This window comes from Thermococcus sp. MAR1 (assembly GCF_012027305.1).
GTDB lineage: Archaea > Methanobacteriota_B > Thermococci > Thermococcales > Thermococcaceae > Thermococcus.
On sequence record NZ_SNUF01000001.1, the window covers coordinates 982,916 to 1,006,377 of the forward strand.

The window sequence follows — 23,462 nt, forward strand, 5'->3', positions numbered from 1 at the left end:
TTTTGCCGAGATTCTAAAATGGACACCACTGGGGTGGGGGCGGAGACGCACATAGCCCAAGGAACCGTAGGAAGGGTTATAAACCCCGGAGGGGTAAAATAAATGGCAACCGCCCGAGGGCGGTGCCTGAGATGGAGGTGTGTGGAAATGGCTGAGCTGATAGTTAAGTCCAAGGTTAAGGAAGCCGTCAAGGCTATAGAGCCCGAGATGAGGGTTAACCCAGAGTTCTACGAGGCCCTTGAGGCCGAGATCAAGGCTCTCATCGAGAAGGCCGTCAAGAGGGCCAAGGACGAGGGCAAGAAGACCCTCTACCCGAGGCACGTCTGATTTATCCCCTTCTTTTTTCAGTCTTTGGTTCCGATGCCCTTTTATTCTCCCCTGCCTAATCACTACGGTGGTATTATGGCACTAAGGAAACTAGGCGATTCGGCCTATCTCTACCCAGGAAGCCCCTCAACCCTCATCAGGGTGGTCGAAGGAGGCGCTATCATCGTTGACCCAGGTCACGGGAGTGGGAGACACAAGGACCTTAGGCGAGAGGTCAGGAAGCTCGGGCTCGAGATAAAAGCTCAGCTCGCAACGCATGGCCACGCGGACCACGTGGCGGTGGCGCCCAGGATAAACGCCCCCCTCTTCATCCACCGCTTCGAGTTCTCCATCGCCGAGAGCCCGCTTAACAGGGAGCTCCTCACCTTCGGCTCGAAGGCACCGGAGGGATTCTTAGCCTACCAGTTCCCAGAGGAGGTTAAAGTTCACGCAGTTTTCGAGTGGGGGGATGAGCCGTTCGGCCTAAAGGCCGTCAAGCTGAACGGTCATTCTCCGGGAATGACTGGCTTTCTGGACGAGGAGAATGGTATCGTCTACGCAGGAGACGCTTTCTTCGGAGAGAGGGTAATAGAAGCGGTTGGATTGCCCTATCTGGTCGATCCAAGACTATTTAGAGCTTCAATTAAAGAATTGCATAATTATGCAGAAAAGGGCTTCCTGCTCATACCCTCCCATGGAAAGGCCGTGAAGGATGGGGAGGCGCTTGAACTGCTCGACTTTAATCTCAACCGCGTCGAGGAAATGGAGAACCTCATCATAGAACTCCTCAAAAACCCCATGGGGCTCGATGAGCTGGCCTTCAAAATTATGGGACATTACGGGGTCGAGGTGACACCCCAAAAACTCGCCCTCAACCTCGTCCCGCTGAGGGCCTTTATAGCTCAGCTCTACAACGAAGGGAAGATCGAGGCCCTCATTGAAGATGGATTGAAGTGGAGGGCTAGAAGGGATTGAAAATCGAAGAGTTCAGTTTGTGATTGCTATCCACAAACTCATTCCTCGTCCGGATAGCACAGGTACCTGTACGGGCAGAACCTACATGCGAAATCGTTCCAGCCCTTTGGGGGCTTTCCTTTCTCGTATGCCCGCTTAACGGAGTAGAAGTGCCTCAGCGTCTCGCGGAAAAGCTTGCCGTCGTAGGGAACTTCAAAAGCTTTAAAGTTTGGCCCCTTAACTATGGGGAAGCGGGAGAAGTCTATCTTGTTGATAACCTTCATCGGCTCCTCGTGGAGCTTGATGTAGTAGAGATAGCCATACTCTGCCTCTGCCCAGCGGAGGTAGACGTTTAGCTGGGCAAGGTGGTAGTCGTAGGGGTTCCGCGGGAGGCTCGTCTTCCCCTTGATTTCGATGGGGAAATCCCTTATGGCATCCACCCTCCCGTGTATCTCGAAGCCCAGGCGGGAGGAGCGCAGTATCATGCGCTTTTCAAGTTCAAAGCCGAAACGTTTCTGCAGAATCTCGCCAAGGATGTTGTGGGTGTTTATCCCCTGGTTGAGCCTCACCTTAACGAACTCCGGCCACCTCTCAGGATAACCCTTGAGTCGGAAGTATATCCTTCTGGGACAGGTTAGAGCCTCGCTGGCGTAAAACTCTATGAGTTCATCACCTTCATTGTGACCGTTATTGCTCATGGTCTTCCCTCCAGAGAGGGGGCGGGTCATAGGAAAGAACCTCGCCGCCCCTGCGTCAGCTAATACCGACGTCATCACCCATCAGACTGGGCAAGGGTCGTCATCCGCTTGGAGAGTTAAGGCTAACCCACCATTTAAATCTTTGGGGAAAGAAGACCGGAATAAAGAGGGCGAAATCAGAGTATGGTGCCCTTCTTCCTCTTGAGCGAGTAGCTGAGACCGTAAGCAGGCCAGAGGCTCGGCGGTTGCTCGTAGTGGTGCAGGTTGCGGAGTATCTTCTCCGCGGCTTTTCTGTTTTTTGCCCTGACGCGCAGGACTCCGTCCTCAAGCTCGACGGTTCCGTTCGAGAGCCTGAGGGTGAGCTTCGAGCCCTTCACCTCCGGACGGGCCTTCATTAAAAGCTGCCTGTAGTCCTCGTACGCCTCCCGGCTCAGTTTCTGCTCAAGAAGGGCGGGTTTTTCACGTGACTTAAACAGGCGGGAAAACCAACTACTTGAGGACTCATCATCCATACTCCTCATCGACCTCCTAGCGTTCTCGCTTTAAATTCGTTCTCCAGGTTTTTAAGGCTTTCTCCTCGCTTTTTGCCGAAATGACTGGAGAAGGCTTTTTAAAGTTTTATGGCTGAGTAAGCCCGATGACGAAGACGCAACTGATAAAGCCCCGCATCAGGGAGATGCTGTCGAAAGAGCTCCCGGAAGAGCTAGTCGAGATGCTCCCAAAGCACTGGGTCCGAATAGGCGACGTTCTGATTCTGCCGCTCAGGTCTGATCTTGAGCCATACAAGCACCGCATAGCGGAGGTTTACGCAGAAGTTCTCGGCGTCAAGACCGTCCTCAGGAAGGGCCGCATAGGCGGCGAGTTCAGGGAGACCAACTATGAGATACTCTACGGAAACGATACTGTGACGGTCCACGTAGAGAACGGGATAAGGTACAAGCTCGACGTGGCAAAGATAATGTTCTCTCCGGCCAACGTCAAGGAGCGCGTTAGGATGGCAAGGGTGGCCAAACCAGGGGAGCTGGTTGTTGACATGTTCGCCGGAATCGGACACCTGAGCCTGCCGATGGCCGTCCACGGAAAGGCCCGAGTGATAGCAATAGAGAAGAGCCCCTATACATTCCGCTTCCTGGTGGAGAACATCGAGCTGAACAAGGTTCAGGACAGGATGACGGCCTACAACATTGACAACCGCGACTTTCCGGGGGAGAACATAGCGGACAGGGTTCTGATGGGCTACGTTGTTACAACTCATGAGTTCATACCCAAAGCGCTCAGCATAGCGAAGGACGAGGCGGTGATCCACTATCATAACACTGTTCCAGAGAAGCTTATGCCAGAGGAGCCCTTCGAGACGTTCAAAAGGGTGGCGAGGGAGCACGGCTATGAGGCCGAGAAGCTCAATGAGCTGGTCATAAAGCGCTACGCCCCAGGTGTGTGGCACGTCGTCGTTGACGTGAGGGTTTTTAAAAAATAAGTTCCTACCCGCTCCGGTCCCACAGGGGTTCCAGTCATCGCATAGGAAGTTCATGCAGACAGTCATGTGCCTTCTGCATATTTCATGGTCGGAAAGTAGAATCTATGGCACCGAACCAGCGGCAGTCCCTGCGGAACTTAAGCCGATTCCCCATTCAGTTCACCGATGAAGGTTTTTGTGTCATCTCATAAACCTTTGGGCATTCGAGTTGCCTTCAGTTAACAAATGAACTTAACTTAAGATGACTAGTGAAACGCTTTCTTTTGCGAAGGCCTTATATCCTCCAACCCGAAAATCTTTCGAGGTGATTCTGATATGGAGGCGAAAGGTGGTTACTGGGGCAAGATTCTAAGGGTCAACCTGACGACCCACGAGGTCAAGGTGGAGCCCCTGCCCGAGGAGTTCCCAAGGAAGTACCTCGGCGGTGTTGGCTTTGGAGCCAGACTCCTCTACGACGAGGTTCCAGCCGGGGCAGACCCCCTCGGACCGGAGAACAAGATGATAATCACCCCCGGCCTGTTCGTTGCCACTGGAATCGGAACCGGTTCAAAGACGGCGTTCAACTTCAAGAGCCCGCTCACCGGTGCCTACGGCCGCTCGATGGCCGGAGCCAAGATGGGTGAAGAACTGAAGAAGGCCGGCTACGACGTTTTGATAATAGAAGGCCAGAGCGAGGAACCGGTTCTCTTAGTCATAGAGGACGACGAGGTTAAGATCGTTCCAGCCGAGGGCTACTGGGGATTAACTACCGGTGAGGCCAGGAAGAAGGCCAAGGAAGAGTATCCAGGCTTTGCCACAGCTTTCATCGGCCCGGCTGGAGAGAACCTCAGCAGAATAGCGACGATAGAGACCGACGACAGGCAGGCCGGTAGGGGCGGCCCCGGTGCCGTCCTTGGAAGCAAGAAGCTCAAGGGAATTCTCGTCAAGGGAACTAAGAAGATACCTATTGCCGAGCCAGAGAAGCTCCGCGGGCTCATCAAGGAGTGGGCCATGGTCTTTAAGGACCACCCGGCTACGAAGGCAGACATGGACTACGGAAGCGGTGAGTTCCTCGACTGGATGAACAGGGAAAGGGGAACCTTCCCGGTCAGGAACTGGCAGATGGGCTTCTTCAAGAAGGCCTACGAGAAGGCCAAGGAGGAAGGCAGGGAGCACATCGGAATCGACCCCTACTTCTGGGCGCCGAAATACCGCGTTGGAAGGAAGCCGTGCCCGCTCTGTAACAAGCCGTGCAGCCAGTACATCAAGGTAGAGAGCGAAAAGTGGGGCACCTTCATGACGGATGGACCAGAATACGAGACCCTCTACTCCTTCGGCGGTGTGCTTGAGTTAGACGACTTCGAGACGGTGGCTTACCTCAACTATCTGGCGGACGAACTTGGTCTCGACACCATCTCAGCGGGTGTCACCATCGCCTGGGCAATGGAAGCCTACGAGAGAGGGCTCCTCACCAAGGAGGAAACGGATGGCCTTGAGCTGACCTTCGGAAACGGTGAGGCAGCGGTTGAGGCCCTCAAGAAGATGGCCTACCGCGAGGGCAACCTCGGAGAGCTTTTGGCGGATGGTGTCAAGAGGGCCAGCGAGAGGCTCGGCAAGGGCAGCGAGAAGTTCGCCATGCACGTCAAGGGTATGGAGCCGCCGGCGTATGACGTTAGGGGAATTAAGGGAATGGCGCTGGCCTTTGCAGTCAACGTCCGCGGTGCAGATCATCTCACCAGCGGTGCCTACGGAACCGAGCTTGTAGGAAAGTGGTGGAAGTTCGAGGGCGTCGACAGGACCAGGGGCGAGAACAAGGGGTTCGAGATAGCGTTCCACGAGAACCTCATGGCTGTCTACGACGCCACCGGCGTCTGTAAGTTCTCAAGGCACATGTACTTCCTTGAGGGCTTCCCGCCTCTCGTCGAGGCCGTAACTGGAATGAACATCGGTGAAGCAGAGCTGATGGTCATCGGTGAGAGGATAATGAACATAGCGAGGGCCTTCAACGTCAGGGAAGGCTTCACCAGAAAGGACGATACCTTACCGTACAGGATTATGTGGGAGCCGATTCCGGAAGGAGTTAGCAAGGGCCTACACGTCCCGCCGTGGGAGCTCGACAGGATGCTCGATGAGTACTACCAGGCTCGTGGATGGAGCAGAGACGGAATCCCGACAAAGGCCAAGCTCATGGCCCTGGATTTGCCAGACATCTCCGAGGACATTGGGGCCGGGGTTTAAACCCCTTCTTCTACTTTTCTGTTTACGCATAAACAAAACTCCGCCCACATTCTCCCGTTGTTTATCAGCCAACTATAGGGCCCACACTCAGGGCTTTGCCCATCAAAATTCTATCAAAAGAGGCCCTTTCTCATAAAACAGCCGGGAAAGGTTAGCGTGCACTCTAAAACTCGCCCGCCTTGTGGAGGGTGGAACGCTATAAACTGCCAGTTATGAAGGATAAACCCTCTGAAAACAAGCAACTTTGAACTTGCACGCCAACTTTGATCAAACTTTGCGCAGGCAAAGTTTGATTGGCGCCGGGGCAGGGATTTGAACCCTGGCGGGCAAACGCCCACGGACTCTCCAGGCCCGCGCCTTCCCAGGCTAGGCTACCCCGGCGCAAAAAGGGGGAGAATCATGAGATGAGCTCGATCTCGATGGTGACGTCCTCGGGGACGCGGATGCGCATGATCTGGCGCATGGCCCTTTCGTCGGCCTCGATGTCGACGAGCCTCTTGTGAACGCGGAGCTCAAACTTGTCGAAGGTTGCGGTGCCCTCGCCGTCCGGGCTCTTCCTGGTGGTGATCCTTATCCTCTTGGTCGGGAGCGGTATGGGTCCGCTCATCCTGACGCCGGTCCTCTCGGCTATCTGCTTGATCTGGTCGGTGACCTCGTTGAGGGCCTTAATGTTGGTGCTTGCGAGCTTAATCCTTGCCTTCTGCATTTCAGTCCCTCCTAAGGCTTAAGGAAGTAAAGGAAAGGTCAAAGAAGGCCTTCACTCGGCCTTCTGGATGGAGATAACCATACCGGCAGCGACAGTCTGGCCCATGTCACGGATGGCGAACCTGCCCATCTGCGGGATCTCCTTGACCGGCTCGATGACCATCGGCTTGGTCGGCCTGAGGACGACGATGGCGGAGTCACCGGTCTTGATGAACTGCGGGTTCTCCTCGACGATGTTGCCGGTCCTCGGGTCGAGCTTGGCGAGGAGCTGCTCGAACCTGACGGCGACCTGGAGGGTGTGCGCGTGGAGGACCGGGGTGTAGCCGACGGTGATAGCTGTTGGGTGGTTGAGGACGATGATCTGGGCCTTGAAGGTGTCCTTCGGCCTGACAACGGTCGGCGGGTTGGTGGTGTGTCCAGCAACGTCACCGCGCTTTATGTCGTTCTTACCAACGCCACGGACGTTGAATCCGATGTTGTCACCCGGAAGGGCCTCCTGCATGGCCTCGTGGTGCATCTCGATGGACTTAACCTCACCCTGGATCGGCTTGTGGAAGATGGTGCTGGCCGGCTCGAAGATGACGACGTCGCCGACGCGGAGGACACCGGTCTCGACACGGCCGACCGGGACGGTACCGACACCCTTAATGGAGTAGACGTCCTGGATCGGGATGCGGAGCGGCTTGTCGGTCGGCTTCGGCGGCTCGGGGATCTGGTCGAGGGCGTCGATGAGGGTCGGGCCGTTGTACCAGGGCATGTTGTCGCTCTTCTTGACGACGTTGTCGCCCTCCCAAGCGCTGATCGGGATGATCGGGAAGTCCTTGTAGCCAAGCATCATGAGGAGCTTCTTGACCTGCTCAGCGACCTGCTTGAACTTCTTCTCGTCGTAGTTGACCATGTCCATCTTGTTGATGGCGACGATGATGTGGCCGATACCGAGGGTCCTGGCAAGGAAGGCGTGCTCCTTGGTCTGCGGCATGACACCGTCGGTGGCAGCGACGACGAGAACGGCAGCGTCAGCCTGGCTGGCACCGGTGATCATGTTCTTAACGAAGTCCCTGTGGCCCGGAGCGTCGATGATGGTGATGTACCTGTGCGGGGTCTCGAACTTGGTGTGGGCGACGTCGATGGTGATACCCCTCTCGCGCTCCTCCTTGAGCCTGTCCATGACCCAGGCGAACTTGAAGGACTTGCCCTTCTCACCCATCTCCTCGAACTTCTTGATGATGTTCTCCGGTATGTTGGCGGTGTCGAAGAGCAGCCTTCCGATGGTGGTGCTCTTTCCGTGGTCGACGTGGCCTATAAAGACGATGTTAACGTGCGGCTTCTCCTTAGCCATTTTCATACACCTCCATATTTTGGTCTAGTCTCGTTGACTAGGATGGCTTTTTAAATCTTTCGAACCTCGGCCCCCTCGGGCGGGAAACCCGCCTTTTTTCGGGGAGGCCTCATGAGTTCCGTGCTTAACTTACGAAGCGGGTTTAAAAAGTTAACTACGGGGGTTTGAACAGGAAAATGTAAACCTCAGCCCCCCTTCAGCCTGCATTTCCTGAGGTAGTCCCAGAGGGTGTAGTAGATGGTGAACCTCTCCTCTCTCCTGCTGTCAAGGTCATACACCGTGAGAACCAGCCCGCACTCCCTCGTGCCGTTTTCAAGGGTATAACAAATTTCCCTGTAGGCATTCTCCGAGGGACCGGTGCTCGAGGTGTACATGACCTCCACCAAGCGACCGTCCTTTCGCACTAGGACGAGGCGCTGGTAGGTCCTGCCGTATCCATCATTCGAGAGGAAACTCCTCTCCGCCACCACCGTTTCTATCCCGTCAGACTTGTTCACGCTCACATTCCAGCTTTCATAGTTGATACCCCTGACGAACTCGAAAGGTGCAGTTCCAGCTTTGCACTCCACCTTCTCCTGTGGTGTTGATGGTCCCCACCAGAAATAGGAGTAGTGCTCGTAGAACACCATCCCCGGCCACGGGACGAACAGTAAAATCCCAATGACCACCAGGATTCCAACGGAGAGCGCCTTCCTTTGTGCCCCCATGAAGCCGATATTATCGTTAGAAATTAAAGGGTTTTCGGAGGAGGCGTTGAATTAAGTGGCACGGTATCTCAAGCCCATGAGACTAGAAAGTAAGTAGAAGGGAAGGGCAGAAAGCCCTCACTGCTGCGGGCAGACGTCCTGCTCCTTCGGCGGGTTCGGGTCGAGGCCCTTCCTCTGGCGTATCTGCCTGATGATGTTCACAGCGAGCTCTCCCGGAACGCGCTTAAAGCCAGCGTGCTCGGTGCTCCAGAGGGCCCTTCCGCTGGTGGCGCCACGTATAGCACCGGCGAATCCGAACATCTCCGCGACCGGGGCCTCGGCGATGATGATCATGACTTCGCCTTCCTGCCTCATGTCGATGAGCTGGCCGCGCCTCTGGTTGATCTCCCTGCTGACGGCACCCATGTACTCGTAGGGCACGTTGATGATGACCTTCTGGTACGGCTCGTAGAGGATCGGCTGGGCCTTCATCATGGCACACTGGATTGCACCCCTGATGGCCGGGTAGATCTGGGCCGGGCCGCGGTGGACGTTGTCCTCGTGGATCTTGGCGTCGTGCAGGCGAACCATGACCTTCATGACAGGCTCCCTGGCGAGCGGGCCCTCGTCCATAGCCTGGTGGAATCCATCAACGAGGAGATCCATGACCTCGTTGAGGTACTGGATACCCTTGGTGTTGTCGAGGAACAGGTTGCCGTTGTATATGTCCACGATGCCCTTGGCGACTTCGTAGTCCATGCCGAGCTCGGCGAGCTTCTTGGCAACCTCCTTCGGGTTCTTGGGCCTGCCCTCGGGGATGAGGCCCTCGCGGATGGCCTGGTATATCTCATCCGGAAGCGGCTCGACGGTGATGTAGAACCTGTTGTGCTTGTTCGGGCTCTTTCCTTCGACTATCGGGCTCATCTTGCTGACGCTCTCGCGGTAGACGACGATCGGCGGGGACACGTCGACGTCGAGCTTCCAGTCCTCCTTGAGCTTGACGAGCTTGACCTCAAGGTGGAGCTCACCCATACCGCTGAGTAGGTGCTGGCCGGTCTCCTCGTCGATCTTGACGTGGAGGGTAGGATCTTCCTTGGCGAGCTGGCGGAGGGCCTCGATGAGCTTCGGAAGGTCCTTGACGTTCTTGGCCTCTATGGCCACGGTAACGACCGGCTCGCTGGTGTAGTGGAGGGCCTCAAACGGCTCGATCTGCTCCTGGGCGACGGTCTCACCTGCCATGGCGTCGCGGAGACCCGTTACAGCGACGATGTTTCCTGCAGGAACGGCCTCCATGTTGACCCTCTCGGGGCCCATGTAGATACCGACCTGCTGGATTCTTGCTTTCCTCTTGGCGTTGATGAGGTAGACCTCCTGGCCGGTCTTCACGGTACCGCTCCATACACGGCCGGTTGAAACCTCACCGGCGTGCTTGTCGAGGATGATCTTGGTAACGACCATGACCATCTTGCCCTTCGGGTCACACTTGAGCATGGCCTGGCCGACCTCGCTCTCAACGTCACCCCTCCAGAGGTGCGGGATCCTGTACTTCTGGGCCTCGAGCGGGTTCGGAAGGTGCTTGACGACCATATCGAGAACGACGACGTGGAGCGGAGCCTTCTTCCTTAGGGTCTTGAGGTCTCCGCTGTTGGTGAGCTCGACGATGTCCTTGAAGGAAACGCCGGTCTTCTTCATGTACGGAACGCTGAGGGCCCAGTTGTAGTAAGCTGAACCAAAGGCAACGCTACCGTCCTCAACCTTGACCATCCACTGGCTCTTGAACTCGTCCGGGGCGTACTTCTTGATGAGCCTGTTGACGTCGGTGATTATCTTGGCGAACCTCTGGAGTATCTCGTTCGGGCCGAGCTTGAGCTCCTTGATGAGCCTGTCGACCTTGTTGATGAAGAGAACCGGCTTGACGTACTCGCGAAGAGCCTGCCTGAGAACGGTCTCGGTCTGGGGCATGACTCCCTCGACGGCATCAACGACGATGATGGCACCGTCGATGGCTCTCATCGCCCTCGTAACGTCACCACCGAAGTCAACGTGACCGGGAGTGTCGATGAGGTTGATGAGGTAGTCCTGACCCTCGTAGTTGTGAACCATCGAAACGTTGGCCGCGTTGATGGTGATACCCCTCGCCTGCTCCTGCTCGTCGAAGTCAAGGACGAGCTGCTTTCCGGCGAGTTCCTCGCTTATCATTCCGGCACCGGCGAGCAGGTTGTCGCTCAGCGTCGTCTTACCGTGGTCAATATGAGCGGCAATACCCATGTTCCTGATCCTCTCGGGCTGGGTCATGAGCTCCTTGATCTTCGCAACCATCTCTTCCCTTCTTCCCATTTACACCACCTTCTAACCTGATGAGCTTGTTCACCACTCACTTAAAAGGTGCGGTTATAAAGCTTTTCCCGGTGGAGAAGCGGCAGCACGGGAATGCGTTCAAACTACTTAAGGGTTTTGGATGAAAAATCACGTTCAATCAAGGAAGGTCTTCAGAAACCTTTCAACCCGCTCCCTCACGTCGGCCCTCGCATAGATCCCCCAGCGCCAGTGAGCGTCCTTCAGTTCAACGAGGGAACGAACGAGAGGTGAAACCTCGCTGAGACGCTTCAGCCCGTTCTCCGTCTCGACGAAGGCGTTTTTCTCCTCGAACTTGGGCTTTGGGGGGTAATCCACCAGGACTAAGTGGCCAAACTCGGCTTCAAGTTCTCCCCGCAGCTCTTCAACTGCCCCCTCACCGGGGTCTCTGTTCGTGTAGAGAACACGCTTGTAGAGCCTCCTGTCGTCCATGGCCTTGACGAGCTCGCGAACTTCGTCCTTCTCGCTCCTCCTGAGCCTCGCTACGAGGTCAACCTCGTCCATGGTGCGTATCTCCTCGAAGGAAATCCCCTCCAGTTCGACCGCCTTGACGAGCATTGCGCTGGCGATCCTCGAAACGTGGTGCCCGTAAACGGTGGAATACATCATACTCCTAGCCAGGAGGAGGCTCTGTGCGGCCATGATGCCCTTCTCCCCGATTATCAGCCTCTCACCATCGTAGTGCAGGTTCCTCACGAGCCTGTCCAGGTCGACCAGACCGTAGGCCACGCCGGTATAGTACGCATCGCGCACCAGATAGTCCATCCTGTCGGAATCAATGTCTCCGCTAACGAGGGGGTGTTTGAGGAACCTCAGGAACTCCGTGAGTGAGTACTGCTCCCTCACTACGTCGCCGATTTCGCCGTGCCTTATGAACCACTTCGTGTTCTCCTCGTGTCTGGGATAGAGTGCCTCAAGGGTGTGGCTGAGGGGGTAGTGCCCGAGGTCGTGCAGTAAAGCCGCGTAAACTGCGCCTTCCTCGATTTCGGGGTTGTGTTCGGCGATTCGCTTTGCCAGATAGAAAGTTCCCAGCGAGTGCTCGAAGCGGGTGTGCCGGGCGGAGGGGTAGGCGAGAAAAGCCAAGCCGAGCTGGGTTATCCGTCTGAGCCTTTGAAACTCCTGTGTATCCACAAGCCTAACCGCAAACTCGTCAAGCTCGATGTGGCCATGTATTGGGTCGTGGACGAGCTTCATAATGTCCCCCAGGAAAAGACGAAGGGGAAAAGTTTAATAAATCTAATCCCCAAAAATATCAACGGGCAGAGGCTTCCACTTCAAGTGGTTCACCTCCGCTTGGAGTTTGCCGACCCTCCTGCCCTAGAGAGGGGGCATCTTCGCTCCCTCTCCTTTTCGAACGTCCAACCTTGGGTTTGAAGAGCTTCTCGACCTCTTCCTGAACCTCCTCCGCTTTTCCGCTCAGGACGAGCTTTCCGTTGCCTATGACAACCACCCAGTCCACTATCGGAATCAGCGGCTCCCAGATGTGGCTTATGACAACGAAGTTGGTCTTTTTCATCCCCTCGATTATCTCAATAACCCTCTCCATGCTGTCGAAGTCTATGTTCGCCAGGGGCTCGTCGAGGAATATCAGCTCGGGCTTCCCTACGAAGGCCTGTGCAAGGGAGAGCCTCTTGAGCATTCCCGATGAGTAGCCGCTTATCCTCTTGTCAAGGAAGCTTTTGACCTCAAATAGCTCCGCAACCCTCTCGACTTCTTCCTCACCGAACCCTTTGCTCTCAGCGAAGAGAGTCAGCCATTCCCTGCCCGTAGTGAACTGCGGAAAAGCCGGCGGGTCGTAGGCAACGCCGAAGCGGGCCTTAAGTCGTCCATTGTTCCAGGGGACTTCACCGAAGACCCTTATCTCTCCGGCGCTTGGACGATAAACGCCGGTAGCGAGCTTGAGGAAGGTGCTCTTTCCGCCGCCGTTGGGGCCGAGGATCAGGGTGATTCCCTCAGGAATGTCCACGGTAACGCCGTCGAGCGCCTTGATGCTCCCGAAGTGTTTCTTCAGGTCTCTCGCCTCGATTATCACCTGTCCCACCTCCACACAATGAGTGCCAGGAGGATTGCAAAAGCGGAGCCGCTGATGTAGAGGGCGTTTTGGACAGGTTTGGTTGGGTAGTTTTTGATGAAACGGAAGGAGCAGGTTAGCTTGTCCGTGCCGTTGTTAATTATAAGGTAGTCCCCCTCGTGCGGAAGAATAAACTGGTACCTGGCATGGCCGTAGACGGCGTGTTTGTCCACCTGTTCTCCGGTTATGACGTCGTACACTTCGACGATTCCATTGCCGTTGCAGGAAGCCTCAACGAGGGAGCTGGTGGGGATATGGGCTGTTACAGTACTGAGGCTGGTAACGTTCCCCTGACGTTCCACCGGCTGAAGAAACACCGGGCCGATTGAGCCGACCTGGTTTTCATAGGAACTGTAAACCCAGAGCGAGCCAATGGTGAGCAGGAGCATCGCAGACAGCAGGGCCGCCCAGAACCTCACACCACATCCCTCCTTCTGATGAGAACCCACGAGAGGGCAAAGAGCGCCAGCGGGACGAGAAGGCCCCAGCCGATGTAGTGTACGGTGAAAGGCGTGAAGTCACTACTTCCACTGCGATGGAGTGCGTTGATGAAGAGCACCGGCGGGACGTTGGAAAGGCCGGTAACCCTGGGCGCGTATATGACAGCAAATCCCACCATAAAGGCAAGAAACGCGTTTGGGGAGGCCAGTGAGACAAAGGTCGCAACCGCCACCAGGTAAAGCACGAGGAAGATTACCAGAACCAGTGCATCGCTTAGGAAGTTTGAGGTTATCTGGGGGAGGTACTTCAGTATGCTTGCGTAAGTGGTCACGCTAACGTAGGCGAAGGGCAGCAGTATCATGGTGAATCCGTAGATTAAGAGCGAGAGAAGCTTGACCCCGAAGAGTTCACCGTTGGAGTAAGGAAGCGAGTAAATCGAACGCGCAACGCCGCTGTCCCTGTCGTAGCGGAACGTTAAAGCGCCGAGGAGCAGAACGAGAAAGCCCATCAGTGTCCAGACGTCGTCGAGGGAAAGGAGGATTTGAATACTCGACGCCACCTCCTTTGCCCGGAGAGGCCCAAAGAGTTCAATTTCGGTTCCAGAGACAAACCCCATGCTTGAATTAACACCCATAATGGACTGCTTCATGGCCATCCCTACCAGGAGTATTCCGAACAGTAAGAGAACGTTCTTCACAACGTCATTCATTTCCCAGCGGAAGATTACACACCGACGTTCCATGGAGTCACCTCCTTTTTCTTAGTGAAGCCCATACCACGGCGATTCCCAGGAAAACCAGTGTGATGTAGAAAATGTAGCCCACCGCGGTCTGAGGTCTTGTGTATTTCACCTCATCAACAGCTCCAAAATCCGCGTTGGTGTCATGGAGGACAAGGCCGAATTTCCAGGAGCGGTTCTTTTTCGCAATCATCCGATATCCCGATAGCTGGTCCTCAAACACTGCCCATTTCACACCAATTGCACGAAAATCGGCGTAGGGAGCAGTACCTGTGGTTGCGGGATATAGGGCAATGCCGCTGGAGGGATCGTAGATTATCCCTGCACTTGGCCCGCCGAACGACACGTCAATTAGTGTATACTCCCTTTTTTCGTCAATTCTCTGGGACAGCTTGAAGTCCCCCATGGTTAGTGCAATTGAAATCAGGGGCGGACCGAATTTTCCGTAGTACGTCATCGCCGATTCGTTGAGGGTACCTGCCCCCCATACCGTTACGTTCGTACTTCCCAGGAGGGAAAACGTTTCATTTGCTTCGGGGAGATTGTTGGGGTTTATCCAGAGGAACGTGTGCCCGTAATAGTTGCCGTCCATATCAAAAACCGCGCCATCACTCCGCCGTATCATATAGTCGCCGGAGAGCGTGAGGTTGTTCAACTTAACCTCAAGCCACGCGCAGTCGAGAAATCCTACATCATGGCTCGGGATGAGCTTCTCAGATATAACGTCCCTGCGGTTCCAGAAGACAGGGTATTTAGTGCCATTCAGAAAGATAGAGAGGATCGTCACGTTTTCCATCATAATTGTCGCCCGTACTCGTAAATACCCATTGTTTTCATCCAAAATATCGAATCGGACTGTGGTATTGTTGTTTGCGAATACCCTGAATAAAGTGCCGTTGACCTCGATGAAGATTTCGGCAGTGTGTATTTGGTTTGGGAGTGCTCCCGTGACTAAATCAATGTATGGGTCGTACCTCTGGGCGATGTACTCAATGTAAACTCCCGGCTTGACCCAGTATGGGGTTCCTGCAATCATTGGAACATTCAAAAGCACCAGCATGACGAGAACCGTGCCATTTAATACCCGTTTCACCCTCCTACACCCCCGACCATCTCAGTTTCAATATTAGAGCCCCCACCAGTACTGCAATGCTTGCATAGAACATCCATTCAAGCTCCGTTTTGGGGTGCGAGTAGTGGATATTTTCCTCCGAACTCTCAACTTTTGTTGTGAAGTTCGCCAATACGAGTCCCGTGAGGTAGAATTTATCACCCTTAACTTCAACCTGGTACAGAGAGTACTCATCGACAAAACTTGCACTTAGAATTCCCAGTGCCCAGAAATCAGGTGCCTCCTGAAACGTTGAAAGAAGAATTCCTCTGGAGGCATCGAACCTGAAAATCATCGCAGAGTACGGGTTGTTCTCAATCAGAAAGTCCTTCCTCAGGTATTGGGTTAGGTTGTATGAATAGGGTGTCGTGATCACGAGCTTGGTGGGAGGTTCGATTGTTATGTTCCGGGCCTTGAAAACATTATCATTATCAATTTGAACACCCTTTATTTTTGTGCGGTGAGGGTGGATTGAAAAAGGGGAACCATTGATAATGGGGCTCATGGGATCGTCCCAGAGCATCGTATGGCCGTAAACGGTGCCGTCTTTTATCACCATACTGTCATTAACCCGTATCCTGTACTTTCCGGCTATTGTGAGCTCCCTGAGATGGAAAATATACCATTTCCAGTCTTCGAATCCAGGGTAATGGCTCTTCATGACCTTCATGGATATGACCTTTGATTCGTTCCAGAATGAGGGGGGAGAAATGTCCGGGGGTAGAAAGGCGCTCACGTTAACATTTTTAAGGATTATTTCCGCCGTAACGTCTACGAACCGGCCATCTCCTCTCAGGTGGAACTTCAGTGTTGTTGATCCGTAGGTTTTGGCTATGTAAAGCACACCCGAGTAGTTGTAGATTAGGATGGATGTTGTTATCCACTCCTGCCTGTCTCCCTGTGAAAGGCGATAATCAACATATGGGGCATAGTATGTTGCTTCATAGGTGAGGGAAGCGTTGCCCGCCCAGTATGGGATTGCTAGGGCATACTGGTCCACGCCCAAGATTAACAGCATAGACATTAGAATTGAAAGAGTTACCTTTGTCATCGTGATCACCTAGAGTTAAACATTTAGGGGTGAAATAGGGAAGAAAAAGAAATCAAACATAAGGCCATCCAGCAGACGATGTAACCGTGTGTGAGCCATCGATGTACACTATAGTCTCAGCACCATTTGGCTCGGCTATGACCCTAACCTTTGTCAATATGTGTCCTGGATATGCTCCTCCTCCACCGCGTCTGTAGGTAACCTCATAGTTGGTGTACGGATGCTGAACGTCATACTTGACTCCTATCTCCGTCCATGAGTAACCATATGAGTCGCTGTTGTACCCTCTAACTGAAGTAACAGCCCATGTAGTCGCTGCCGCGAACCCTGCCGCCACTACCAGCAGACCGAACAGTATTGCCACAAGCTTCTTCATGGTACCGACCCTCCTGCCCGGGAGAGGTTAATACGCCCCATTGGGCAATTGGTTATACTCCCATCATCATATTTAACTTTTACTTCGAAGTTTAATTATAAATTTCAAAAAAAATCGGGAACGTCCCTGCAGGCCATTACATTGTACAAACATATAGGCAGATACGTCAAAACTAACAACCCAGTTATGCAGGTATTAACGAAATAATTTAACAAAAGGTCACAGAATTGTGCAAAAACTTCGGGGAGAGTAAAGAGAATAAAGGACATCGAGTCTCAAACCTCAGCTCCACGTCTCGGCTATGACACTGTGTTCTTAGATCTTATGAATAAACGTTCTCCCTCTTCCCAATCTTTAGAACTCTGACGGTTCTCTCATCTTTTTGATATTCAAAGATAACTCTATATTCACCAACGCGAAGGCGGTAAACGTTTTCATATCCCCTGAGCTTCTGAACATCGAGATGGGCGAGTGGAAAGAAGGCCAGCTTAGATATCCTGTCTTTAATAACCTCTCTTTCTTCTGCAGGTATGTCCATGAGTTCCTTCAGAGCCTTCCTACTTATTAAGACCCTGTTCTCAAAGCCCATTCTTTACCACGTCCCACTCAAGAAACTCATCGTCCTTGCGTTCCTCGATGGCCTTCTTCTCCCACTCCTCCGGTTCGGTCTCTTCAATAAGCTGAAGGTTAGCCTCAACGAGTTCTTTCAGGAACTTCTCTATCTCCTCTATACGGTGCAAAATCTCACTGAGAGTGGCTTCCATTCTCTCACCCAGTATATTGCTTGAGGTTCAAATAATTAAAATTTTCGAACCTTCAGCTCCACGTCTCCGCTATCACGTCGTGCTTGTGGATGCTCTCGTTGCTGACAACCCTAACGTGGATCTTTCCTTTAAACCTCTCCTTTGCCTTGGCGAATATTTCCCTCGCCACATCTTCCACAAACTTAGGGTTAGCGAACATTCCCTGCACGACAGCGTTTTCATCGACGGTCTTAAGGAGCGTGTAGGTCGGATGACTGAAGGAGCTCTCGACCACGTCAATCATATCCTCAAGGGCTATCTCCTCATCAAAGGCCGTTCTCACCTCAAGCTCGCCTATCGCGCGCTGTATGTGGGTCTTTCCGTTGTTGTTGGCCATCGCGTGGGGACAGGCGGTGTTGCCGACCACCTTGACGCGGAGAACCTTCTCAAAGGAGCCGTTCTCGTTTTTTATAATGGCCACCTCGACGTCGTAGGGCTCGTAGGTGATCTTTTTGCTCGCGGGAGTCTCGCGCGGTATTATGAGGTGGGTTCTTATCCAGACCTCCGCGCGTTTGTGCGGATGCTTGTTTTCGAGCCTTCCGATTATCGCCCTTCCAAGTTCTTCAAGTGAGGTGTGGGCCTCCATGACCTCTTCCTCAACGGCCTCGCTCATGGCTTCCGTTATGCTCTCGACCAGCCTGCTCATGTGTATCCCCTTCTTCTCCTCCGGGACGTCGATGGTTATCTCGAACACTGGAAGGAAAGTGTACACCCGTCCTTTCCAGTTTATTCTCGCCACGGTGCGCAGGTTGGTTATCCCAACGCGGTGAAGGCGCTCCATTATCTCTGGCCTTTCCTCCTGGGTCTCGACGAGCATGAGCATCACCTTTAACTTTTTAGGGGCTTCTAATTCGACTGCTTTTTAAACCTACCTAAGCAGCTCCATGAGCCTGTCATAACTCCTCCTGGCGGCGGCGACATCGGCCTCGTCCAGCCTGCCGGCATATTTGGCCTTCTCAAATATCCTCGTGAGGATGTCGATGTCTTCGAGGTCAGGAAAGATTTCCCTCAGCTTTTCTTCGTGCTCCCAATGTGTCCAGCTCTTCTGATAGGGGTAGCCCCTCATGACGAGGCCGGCCACGACGTTCTTGTACATCTTTATTACCCTCTCCGCAGGGGTGCCCTCTATGGAGTCGTACGTCATCTGGGGCTCGAACCTGACCTCAAAGGGAACCCTTCTCGGTTTCTTACGCCTCTTCACCGTGAGGAGGAACAGGATGAAGACGACGAAGGGGATGGAGTAGAATATCCCTGGAAGCTCTCTTAGAATAACGACGAAGTCGCCGGAGGTGACGTTGTACCAGACCCCGGAGAGGGTTTCCCCTACTTTGCCCCCGTTCACGAGCTCTTCCGGCTTCTTTTCGAGGATCAGCTTAATGACGACCAAGAGGGAGAGTAGCGTTATGATACCAGCCAGAACGTTGCCCCTCTTGGTTCCCCGCATTCCCCCTTCAAAGTTCCCCTCAAGGAGCATCTTCAGCACATAGCCAGCCGCCGCAAACAGGAAGAGGTTCGCGAAGAAAAATACCCACTCGAAGTTGAAGACAGTAGTCCCTCCATGAACGGCCGTCCTGCCAAGGAGCGTGGAAACTAGGATAAAAGACGCAAAAAGGGCCACGTAAATGCTCTTCATCCTCTCCATCGCCGGACACCCAGCTGCTCAATCATGTAGTAAACCGTCCGGAGAGGGATGCCCATCCTGGCGCTTATCTCCTTGGGGGGAACGCCGTTCATTATGAGGTTTTGGACCTCCCTAACGGTTCCCTCATCGTACTTCCTGGGCCGTCCCCTGGGGTAGCCCTCCGGAACGAGCTCTATGCCCATCTGGGCGAGGGCTTTGATGGCCTTTTTCGAGACCTTGGGGTAGAGGCTCGGCGGACAGCTTATCCGCCTTACGTTGGGGGCGCGTTCGAGTATCCTTACGAGTATCTCCTTTGTCGGGCGGAGGTTTACATAAACCTCGGTAACCTCGTCGCTCAGAACCTCGTTGAGCTTCCTTATGAGCTCGGAATTGTTCTTGGCCTTAACCTCCACCCGCATAAACTCACCCCTGAAGGAGGGCCAAAAACTGCTTGGCCTTATCGCTCTTAGGCATAAACTTCTCAAACTTCTTCGTGTCGGCAAAGAGGGCCTTGTGAAGGCCGGAAATCACGAACTTCCTTATGGCCTCTTCAAGCTCGCTCCTCGGAACGCCGAGAAGCTCGGCGACTTTATCCTCGCTGTACTCGCTCATTCCGTAGAGGAGAACCGCGCCGAGCAGGTAGTTGGGAACGGTTGTTATGTCCTTCCTCTTCCCGACGAGGGCGCTTTCCATCTCGCACTTCCTTATGATGAGCATGCTCCCATGACCCGTCCTAAAGTTCGGCTCGCTCCTGAAGGGAAGGTCGAATATCGAGTAATGGCAGTCTATGCAGAGCTTTATGTTTGGATAAAGGCCAAGGGTTTCCCTCTCGTTCTCAGAGGTGAGGAAGTAGTAGCGGAATAGGTCGAGGCCGAGTTTTTCTGCGCCCTTTTCAGGATCAAGGACAGAATAGGCCAGGGAGAGGTTATCAACGGTGTAGTGGTTGTTTATGAGCACCCCCTTGGTCTTGACGAAACTCAGCACGCGCCAGCGGAAGCGCCTCCCGTAGCGCTTTCTCAGCTCGCCCTCTATGTCCGCATCTGCGGGAAGGTCGAGGCGGGCCTTTTTGAGCCTGTTGTTCTCCCAGTACTCGACTTCTATCCTAAGCCCACGCGTCCTAACGGTTCCCTTCTCGCGGAGCTTGCCCTTTATGAACTTGAAGGACTCCCTGACCGCTATGCTCTCTCGGGCGAGGAGCCTCAGAACGTCACCAGAGTAGGCCAGGTGGGGCAGCACCTCTATTCTGCCTATCTGAACGTCCCTCGGAACGGCCTCAACATCCTCAACGTTCTCCCTCGTGAGCTCCTTAAGGGTTATCGGCTTCCGTCCAAGGAAAAAAGTGTAGTTGGCGGAGATTAGGGCAAGGGCCATCTTGTGGGCGGTTATCGCCGCGCGGAGCCTCTCAAGGGCAAGGACCCTGTTGCGCTTCTTCTTGTAAATCCACTGGATGTGCGGGTCGCGGTCGCGCTTGCCCATGCCCCGCACCGCGGGGGTTGTCTCACCAACGCGCCTCGAAAGGTCCTCCTCAAGCTCCTGAAGGAGGGAAAGGTTCTCCCTCAAACGGTAAGAAATGGACGGGAGGTCGAAAGTCTCAAATAACCCGTCCATGTCTATCCCGATATCGTCCAGTATCTTGTTAACCTGTGCGACGAGCTCTTCAGTCGTCGTCATGGCAGGAGCTCACCGTTGTTTATCTTTTCGGGGAGGTACTTCTTCGCGACGAACTCGAGGCTCTTGTTTGCTAAAGCCTGTTGTTCTATCCTGACCCCCATCTTAATCGCCATCTTGAGCTGCCTCTGCCACTCCCTGTTCTGGAACCACGGGTACTCCATCTCCTCCAGGATTCTCTTGTAATCCGCCGTCGGGCCGCCCTTCTTGTTCGGCGGGATTCCCTTGAGCTTTTCAGTGACGTTCTTCAGCCCATAGCGCTCTATGTCGTCCATGGTCATTCCAACGAACTTCGCCTCCGGTGTTGCGAGCTTGTCGCTGAGGTAGGCGAGGTTGATGGAGCCCTGCTTTATGGTGGAGTAGATGTACCAACCGTAGGGGTCGCCATCGGTGAAGACTATTATCGGAAGACCTTCCTCGTAGTGGAGCCTGTGAATGAGCCTCCTGACACCGCGCGAGGCCTGTCCCTGGGTGGCTATGATTAAAGCTTTCTCCTTCTTCGGGAACTTTTCCTCGATGAGACGGTCGGCCATAGCGGCGGTCTCGACGACCAGGGCGTAGTCAACGTTGACCTCCACAAAGTGCAGGTGCTCGACCGTTCCTGGAACCGCCCAGCCTCCCATGCCGAGCTTGCTCGTGTTGAACTCGTCCTCACCGTCGCGTATGACTATGTCGCCGTAGATGTAGCCGCGCCTGTCGGCCGTGAGGTGCATCTCTTCCCTGAGAACGCCGAGCATCCTTTCGAGGTCTTCGATGATGGGGTCGCTCTCGCGCTGGTCTTCGAAGGTGTTCTCCTTGGTCCCGGGGATGGTGTGCTTGTTGGCGTAGTAGGCTTCACGAAGGCTCGCGTGCTTGCCCTCGCTTACGAGACGCTTCACGTAGGCCATTATGAGCAGGGTCTGCATGAACTTTCTTGCGTGAGCCACGTTGAGGAAGTATCTCCTTGAGAGCTTGTCGCCCATCCTGATGACGCGCCTCTTCTCGTCGAAGTAGACGTTGTTCAGCCCACGCATCGGGATGTCAAAGTAGGGGTTCTTTCCGGCCTTTATGTCCTCAAGGATTCTCTTCCCGTACTCCTCAAGCCTGGTGAGAACTTTGGTTGGGTCGTAGGAAAAGCGCTCCCTGGGCTTCTCCCTCTTCACCTTGGATTTAGGCATTCTCGCTCACCTCGCTAAGCTCACCCTCTTTGGCCTTGAAGTGGCTCTCTATGAAAGTCAGGAAGTAGCTCTTAACGGCGTCCTCCTCCTCTCCCGTCAGGACGCTTAGGGCCCTCGCTATCTCGGGCACGTACTTCTCAAAGGTTTTCTTCCTCTTGACCTGGTAGAGCTTCCTGTGCTTGCCGCTGAGGTAAGTCTGAAGCCTCCTGGCGGCGTCCATTATGGCCAGCCTTATCTCATTCTGGATTTCCTCGACGTTAGCTATGCTCTGCTTCCCCGTGCCGGTGTAGGGCACGTGAACGCTGATGACGTTTATCATGAGCACTACCGGCGCGCGGTCGAGGTCGTCCACCTTATAGCGCTTCCAGTCTATCGAGCGTGCCGCGAGCGTCGTCACACATGAGCCTGCATCGAAGAGGAGAGGAACGCGGTTGGCATAGCGGAGAAGCTCAAAGCCAGCCGGAATCTCACCGCCGTACGCCAATCCAACCTCAACCTGGAAAGGAATACCCCCCGAGTAGACCTTCGGCGGTCTCGTCACTGCCGTCACGAACTCCGGCTTGAGGATTCCCCTCAGACCTTTCTCAATGTTCTCCTCGCCTATCGGCCTGAGGCCATGAGTCGGGGGAGCCAAGAACTTCATGTACTTGAAGGCCTCGACTATCTCCTCCGCCTCGTGCCAGGTGAGCTTTTCCGGCGGCTTCTCCATCATCTTAGCGACCTGCTTGACGACCTTCGTGTAGCCCCTGAAGGAGCGGAGAACGGCCTTAACCTCGCCTTTCATGAGCCTCTCGTAGAGTTGCTCCTGGACGTTCTTGTCCTCCTCCGTCTTTATGAGCCTCAGCGCGGCAATGTACTCTATCAGCTCGTCTATCTTCTTGTCGCTTATCCTCGAAAACTCACCGACGAGGAAGCGCTTCACGGTGTTCCTCCTCGTTTTCTTGGCCATCCTGTAAACGTCGTCGGTGAGGACGCCGCGCGGGTGGGGCTTCATCTCGACCGGGGGCTTTGGAACCTCTTCGCTCGACCTCGGAAAGACTATGAGCTTCCCATCGGGCTCTATGAGCTCTATGTGGGCGTGTGGATTAGCTATGGCGGTGAGCTTGAGGTACCAGTAAACGCCCTGTTTGGAGCGGATGTACTTGACGTTCTTGACCTCTAGCTCTATCCTCGTCCCGCGCCAGCCCTTCGGGTTGGGGTGCTTCTCCTTTTTGACTATTTTACCCTCGTTCTTGTCAACGTCTATCTTCACCCAGGCCTCGATGGTTTTATCGCCGCCGGTGGAGGTGATGACGCGCGTTGCCTTTCCGCTCGTTATCTGGGCGAACATGACGGCACCGCTTATACCTATGCCCTGCTGGCCACGGCTCTGTATGTTCCTGTGCGCCTTGGTTCCGGCCAGCATCTTTCCAAAGACGTGGGTTATGTACTTCTCGGGTATTCCGGGGCCGTTGTCCTCAACGATAACCTTGTAGTGCTCCCTTCCAAGCTCCTCTATCTCAACGCGGATGTAGGGGGGAATTCCCGCCTCCTCGCAGGCATCGAGGGAGTTTGTAACGGCCTCGTGGACGACCGTGGTAAGGGAGCGTATCTTGCCCGTGTAGCCAAGCATGGCCGCGTTTCGCCTGAAGAACTCGCTGACGCTCTGAATCTTGAACTCCTTAAACAGTTGACTTGCTTCGGCCAT

General features: G+C 54.3%; 25 protein-coding genes and 1 tRNA gene. 4 read left to right on the top strand and 22 right to left on the bottom strand.

All coding sequences use genetic code 11. The features are described 5' to 3' along the window. Positions 1-147 precede the first annotated feature (147 nt). Positions 148-327 carry a hypothetical protein gene (locus E3E25_RS05600; protein WP_055429436.1) on the top strand — a complete coding sequence of 60 codons (180 nt, stop codon included), beginning with the start codon at positions 148-150 and terminating at the stop codon, positions 325-327. A gap of 75 nt (positions 328-402) precedes the next feature. Beyond that, positions 403-1,281, top strand: a complete 879-nt coding sequence (locus E3E25_RS05605; RefSeq protein WP_167892170.1) for an MBL fold metallo-hydrolase — start codon at positions 403-405, stop codon at positions 1,279-1,281. A 38-nt stretch (positions 1,282-1,319) separates the two neighbouring features. On the opposite strand, the gene cas4 is transcribed toward E3E25_RS05605, so the two are convergent. Then, positions 1,320-1,958 carry a CRISPR-associated protein Cas4 gene (gene cas4, locus E3E25_RS05610; protein WP_167892710.1) on the bottom strand — a complete coding sequence of 213 codons (639 nt, stop codon included), beginning with the start codon at positions 1,956-1,958 and terminating at the stop codon, positions 1,320-1,322. A gap of 176 nt (positions 1,959-2,134) precedes the next feature. Next, positions 2,135-2,470, bottom strand: coding sequence for a hypothetical protein (locus E3E25_RS05615; RefSeq protein ID WP_167892711.1), 336 nt, complete (start codon positions 2,468-2,470; stop codon positions 2,135-2,137). Positions 2,471-2,595: 125 nt separating this feature from the next. Here E3E25_RS05615 and E3E25_RS05620 point away from each other — a divergent pair, with 125 nt between their 5' ends. After that, complete coding sequence (locus E3E25_RS05620) at positions 2,596-3,435, top strand: class I SAM-dependent methyltransferase family protein (RefSeq protein WP_167892171.1); 840 nt, start codon at positions 2,596-2,598, stop codon at positions 3,433-3,435. 315 nt (positions 3,436-3,750) lie between these two features. Beyond that, positions 3,751-5,652 (top strand): aldehyde ferredoxin oxidoreductase family protein, encoded by a 1,902-nt coding sequence (locus E3E25_RS05625; protein WP_167892172.1) that lies wholly within the window; start codon positions 3,751-3,753, stop codon positions 5,650-5,652. 294 nt (positions 5,653-5,946) lie between these two features. Here E3E25_RS05625 and E3E25_RS05630 read toward each other — a convergent pair. The 20 genes from E3E25_RS05630 to top6B form a co-directional block, all read right to left on the bottom strand. Further along, a tRNA-Ser gene (locus E3E25_RS05630) sits at positions 5,947-6,033 on the bottom strand. A gap of 16 nt (positions 6,034-6,049) precedes the next feature. Continuing rightward, positions 6,050-6,358, bottom strand: coding sequence for a 30S ribosomal protein S10 (rpsJ, locus tag E3E25_RS05635; RefSeq protein ID WP_055429342.1), 309 nt, complete (start codon positions 6,356-6,358; stop codon positions 6,050-6,052). A gap of 51 nt (positions 6,359-6,409) precedes the next feature. Then, positions 6,410-7,696 carry a translation elongation factor EF-1 subunit alpha gene (tuf, locus tag E3E25_RS05640; RefSeq protein WP_167892173.1) on the bottom strand — a complete coding sequence of 429 codons (1,287 nt, stop codon included), beginning with the start codon at positions 7,694-7,696 and terminating at the stop codon, positions 6,410-6,412. A 185-nt stretch (positions 7,697-7,881) separates the two neighbouring features. Beyond that, positions 7,882-8,403: a hypothetical protein gene (locus tag E3E25_RS05645; protein ID WP_167892174.1), complete on the bottom strand. Its 522-nt coding sequence runs from the start codon at positions 8,401-8,403 to the stop codon at positions 7,882-7,884. A 117-nt stretch (positions 8,404-8,520) separates the two neighbouring features. After that, a complete protein-coding gene (locus tag E3E25_RS05650; protein ID WP_167892175.1) occupies positions 8,521-10,719 on the bottom strand; it encodes an elongation factor EF-2 in 2,199 nt (732 codons plus the stop codon). 135 nt (positions 10,720-10,854) lie between these two features. Further along, positions 10,855-11,931 (bottom strand): HD domain-containing protein, encoded by a 1,077-nt coding sequence (locus tag E3E25_RS05655; RefSeq protein ID WP_167892176.1) that lies wholly within the window; start codon positions 11,929-11,931, stop codon positions 10,855-10,857. Between the two features lie 58 nt (positions 11,932-11,989). After that, positions 11,990-12,766, bottom strand: coding sequence for an ABC transporter ATP-binding protein (locus E3E25_RS05660; RefSeq protein ID WP_167892712.1), 777 nt, complete (start codon positions 12,764-12,766; stop codon positions 11,990-11,992). Next, positions 12,766-13,227 (bottom strand): hypothetical protein, encoded by a 462-nt coding sequence (locus E3E25_RS05665; protein WP_167892177.1) that lies wholly within the window; start codon positions 13,225-13,227, stop codon positions 12,766-12,768. The genes E3E25_RS05660 and E3E25_RS05665 overlap by 1 nt, the downstream gene beginning before the upstream one ends. Then, positions 13,224-13,991: an MYXO-CTERM sorting domain-containing protein gene (locus E3E25_RS05670; RefSeq protein ID WP_167892178.1), complete on the bottom strand. Its 768-nt coding sequence runs from the start codon at positions 13,989-13,991 to the stop codon at positions 13,224-13,226. Before E3E25_RS05670 ends, E3E25_RS05665 begins: the two co-directional genes overlap by 4 nt. Before the next feature lie 4 nt (positions 13,992-13,995). Next, complete coding sequence (locus E3E25_RS05675; protein ID WP_167892179.1) at positions 13,996-15,081, bottom strand: hypothetical protein; 1,086 nt, start codon at positions 15,079-15,081, stop codon at positions 13,996-13,998. A 4-nt stretch (positions 15,082-15,085) separates the two neighbouring features. After that, entirely contained in the window at positions 15,086-16,150 is a 1,065-nt protein-coding gene (locus E3E25_RS05680; RefSeq protein WP_167892180.1) for a hypothetical protein, read from the bottom strand. Positions 16,151-16,202: 52 nt separating this feature from the next. Further along, positions 16,203-16,526 (bottom strand): hypothetical protein, encoded by a 324-nt coding sequence (locus E3E25_RS05685; RefSeq protein ID WP_167892181.1) that lies wholly within the window; start codon positions 16,524-16,526, stop codon positions 16,203-16,205. 322 nt (positions 16,527-16,848) lie between these two features. Further along, positions 16,849-17,115, bottom strand: a complete 267-nt coding sequence (locus tag E3E25_RS05690) for a type II toxin-antitoxin system RelE/ParE family toxin (RefSeq protein WP_167892182.1) — start codon at positions 17,113-17,115, stop codon at positions 16,849-16,851. Next, a complete protein-coding gene (locus E3E25_RS05695; RefSeq protein ID WP_167892183.1) occupies positions 17,105-17,290 on the bottom strand; it encodes a hypothetical protein in 186 nt (61 codons plus the stop codon). Before E3E25_RS05695 ends, E3E25_RS05690 begins: the two co-directional genes overlap by 11 nt. 52 nt (positions 17,291-17,342) lie before the next feature. Further along, a complete protein-coding gene (locus tag E3E25_RS05700; protein ID WP_167892713.1) occupies positions 17,343-18,146 on the bottom strand; it encodes a GTP cyclohydrolase IV in 804 nt (267 codons plus the stop codon). Between the two features lie 51 nt (positions 18,147-18,197). Beyond that, the gene (locus E3E25_RS05705; RefSeq protein ID WP_167892184.1) at positions 18,198-18,971 is read right to left on the bottom strand and encodes a DUF4129 domain-containing protein; all 774 of its coding nucleotides are present in this window, start codon (positions 18,969-18,971) and stop codon (positions 18,198-18,200) included. Continuing rightward, complete coding sequence (locus tag E3E25_RS05710) at positions 18,959-19,369, bottom strand: DUF1699 family protein (RefSeq protein WP_167892185.1); 411 nt, start codon at positions 19,367-19,369, stop codon at positions 18,959-18,961. The genes E3E25_RS05705 and E3E25_RS05710 overlap by 13 nt, the downstream gene beginning before the upstream one ends. A 4-nt stretch (positions 19,370-19,373) precedes the next feature. Continuing rightward, positions 19,374-20,621, bottom strand: coding sequence for a DUF530 family protein (locus E3E25_RS05715; protein ID WP_167892186.1), 1,248 nt, complete (start codon positions 20,619-20,621; stop codon positions 19,374-19,376). Continuing rightward, entirely contained in the window at positions 20,618-21,775 is a 1,158-nt protein-coding gene (locus E3E25_RS05720) for a DNA topoisomerase IV subunit A (protein ID WP_167892187.1), read from the bottom strand. The genes E3E25_RS05715 and E3E25_RS05720 overlap by 4 nt, the downstream gene beginning before the upstream one ends. Continuing rightward, on the bottom strand, positions 21,768-23,462 hold the full coding sequence (gene top6B, locus E3E25_RS05725) for a DNA topoisomerase VI subunit B (RefSeq protein WP_167892714.1): 1,695 nt from the start codon (positions 23,460-23,462) through the stop codon (positions 21,768-21,770). Before top6B ends, E3E25_RS05720 begins: the two co-directional genes overlap by 8 nt.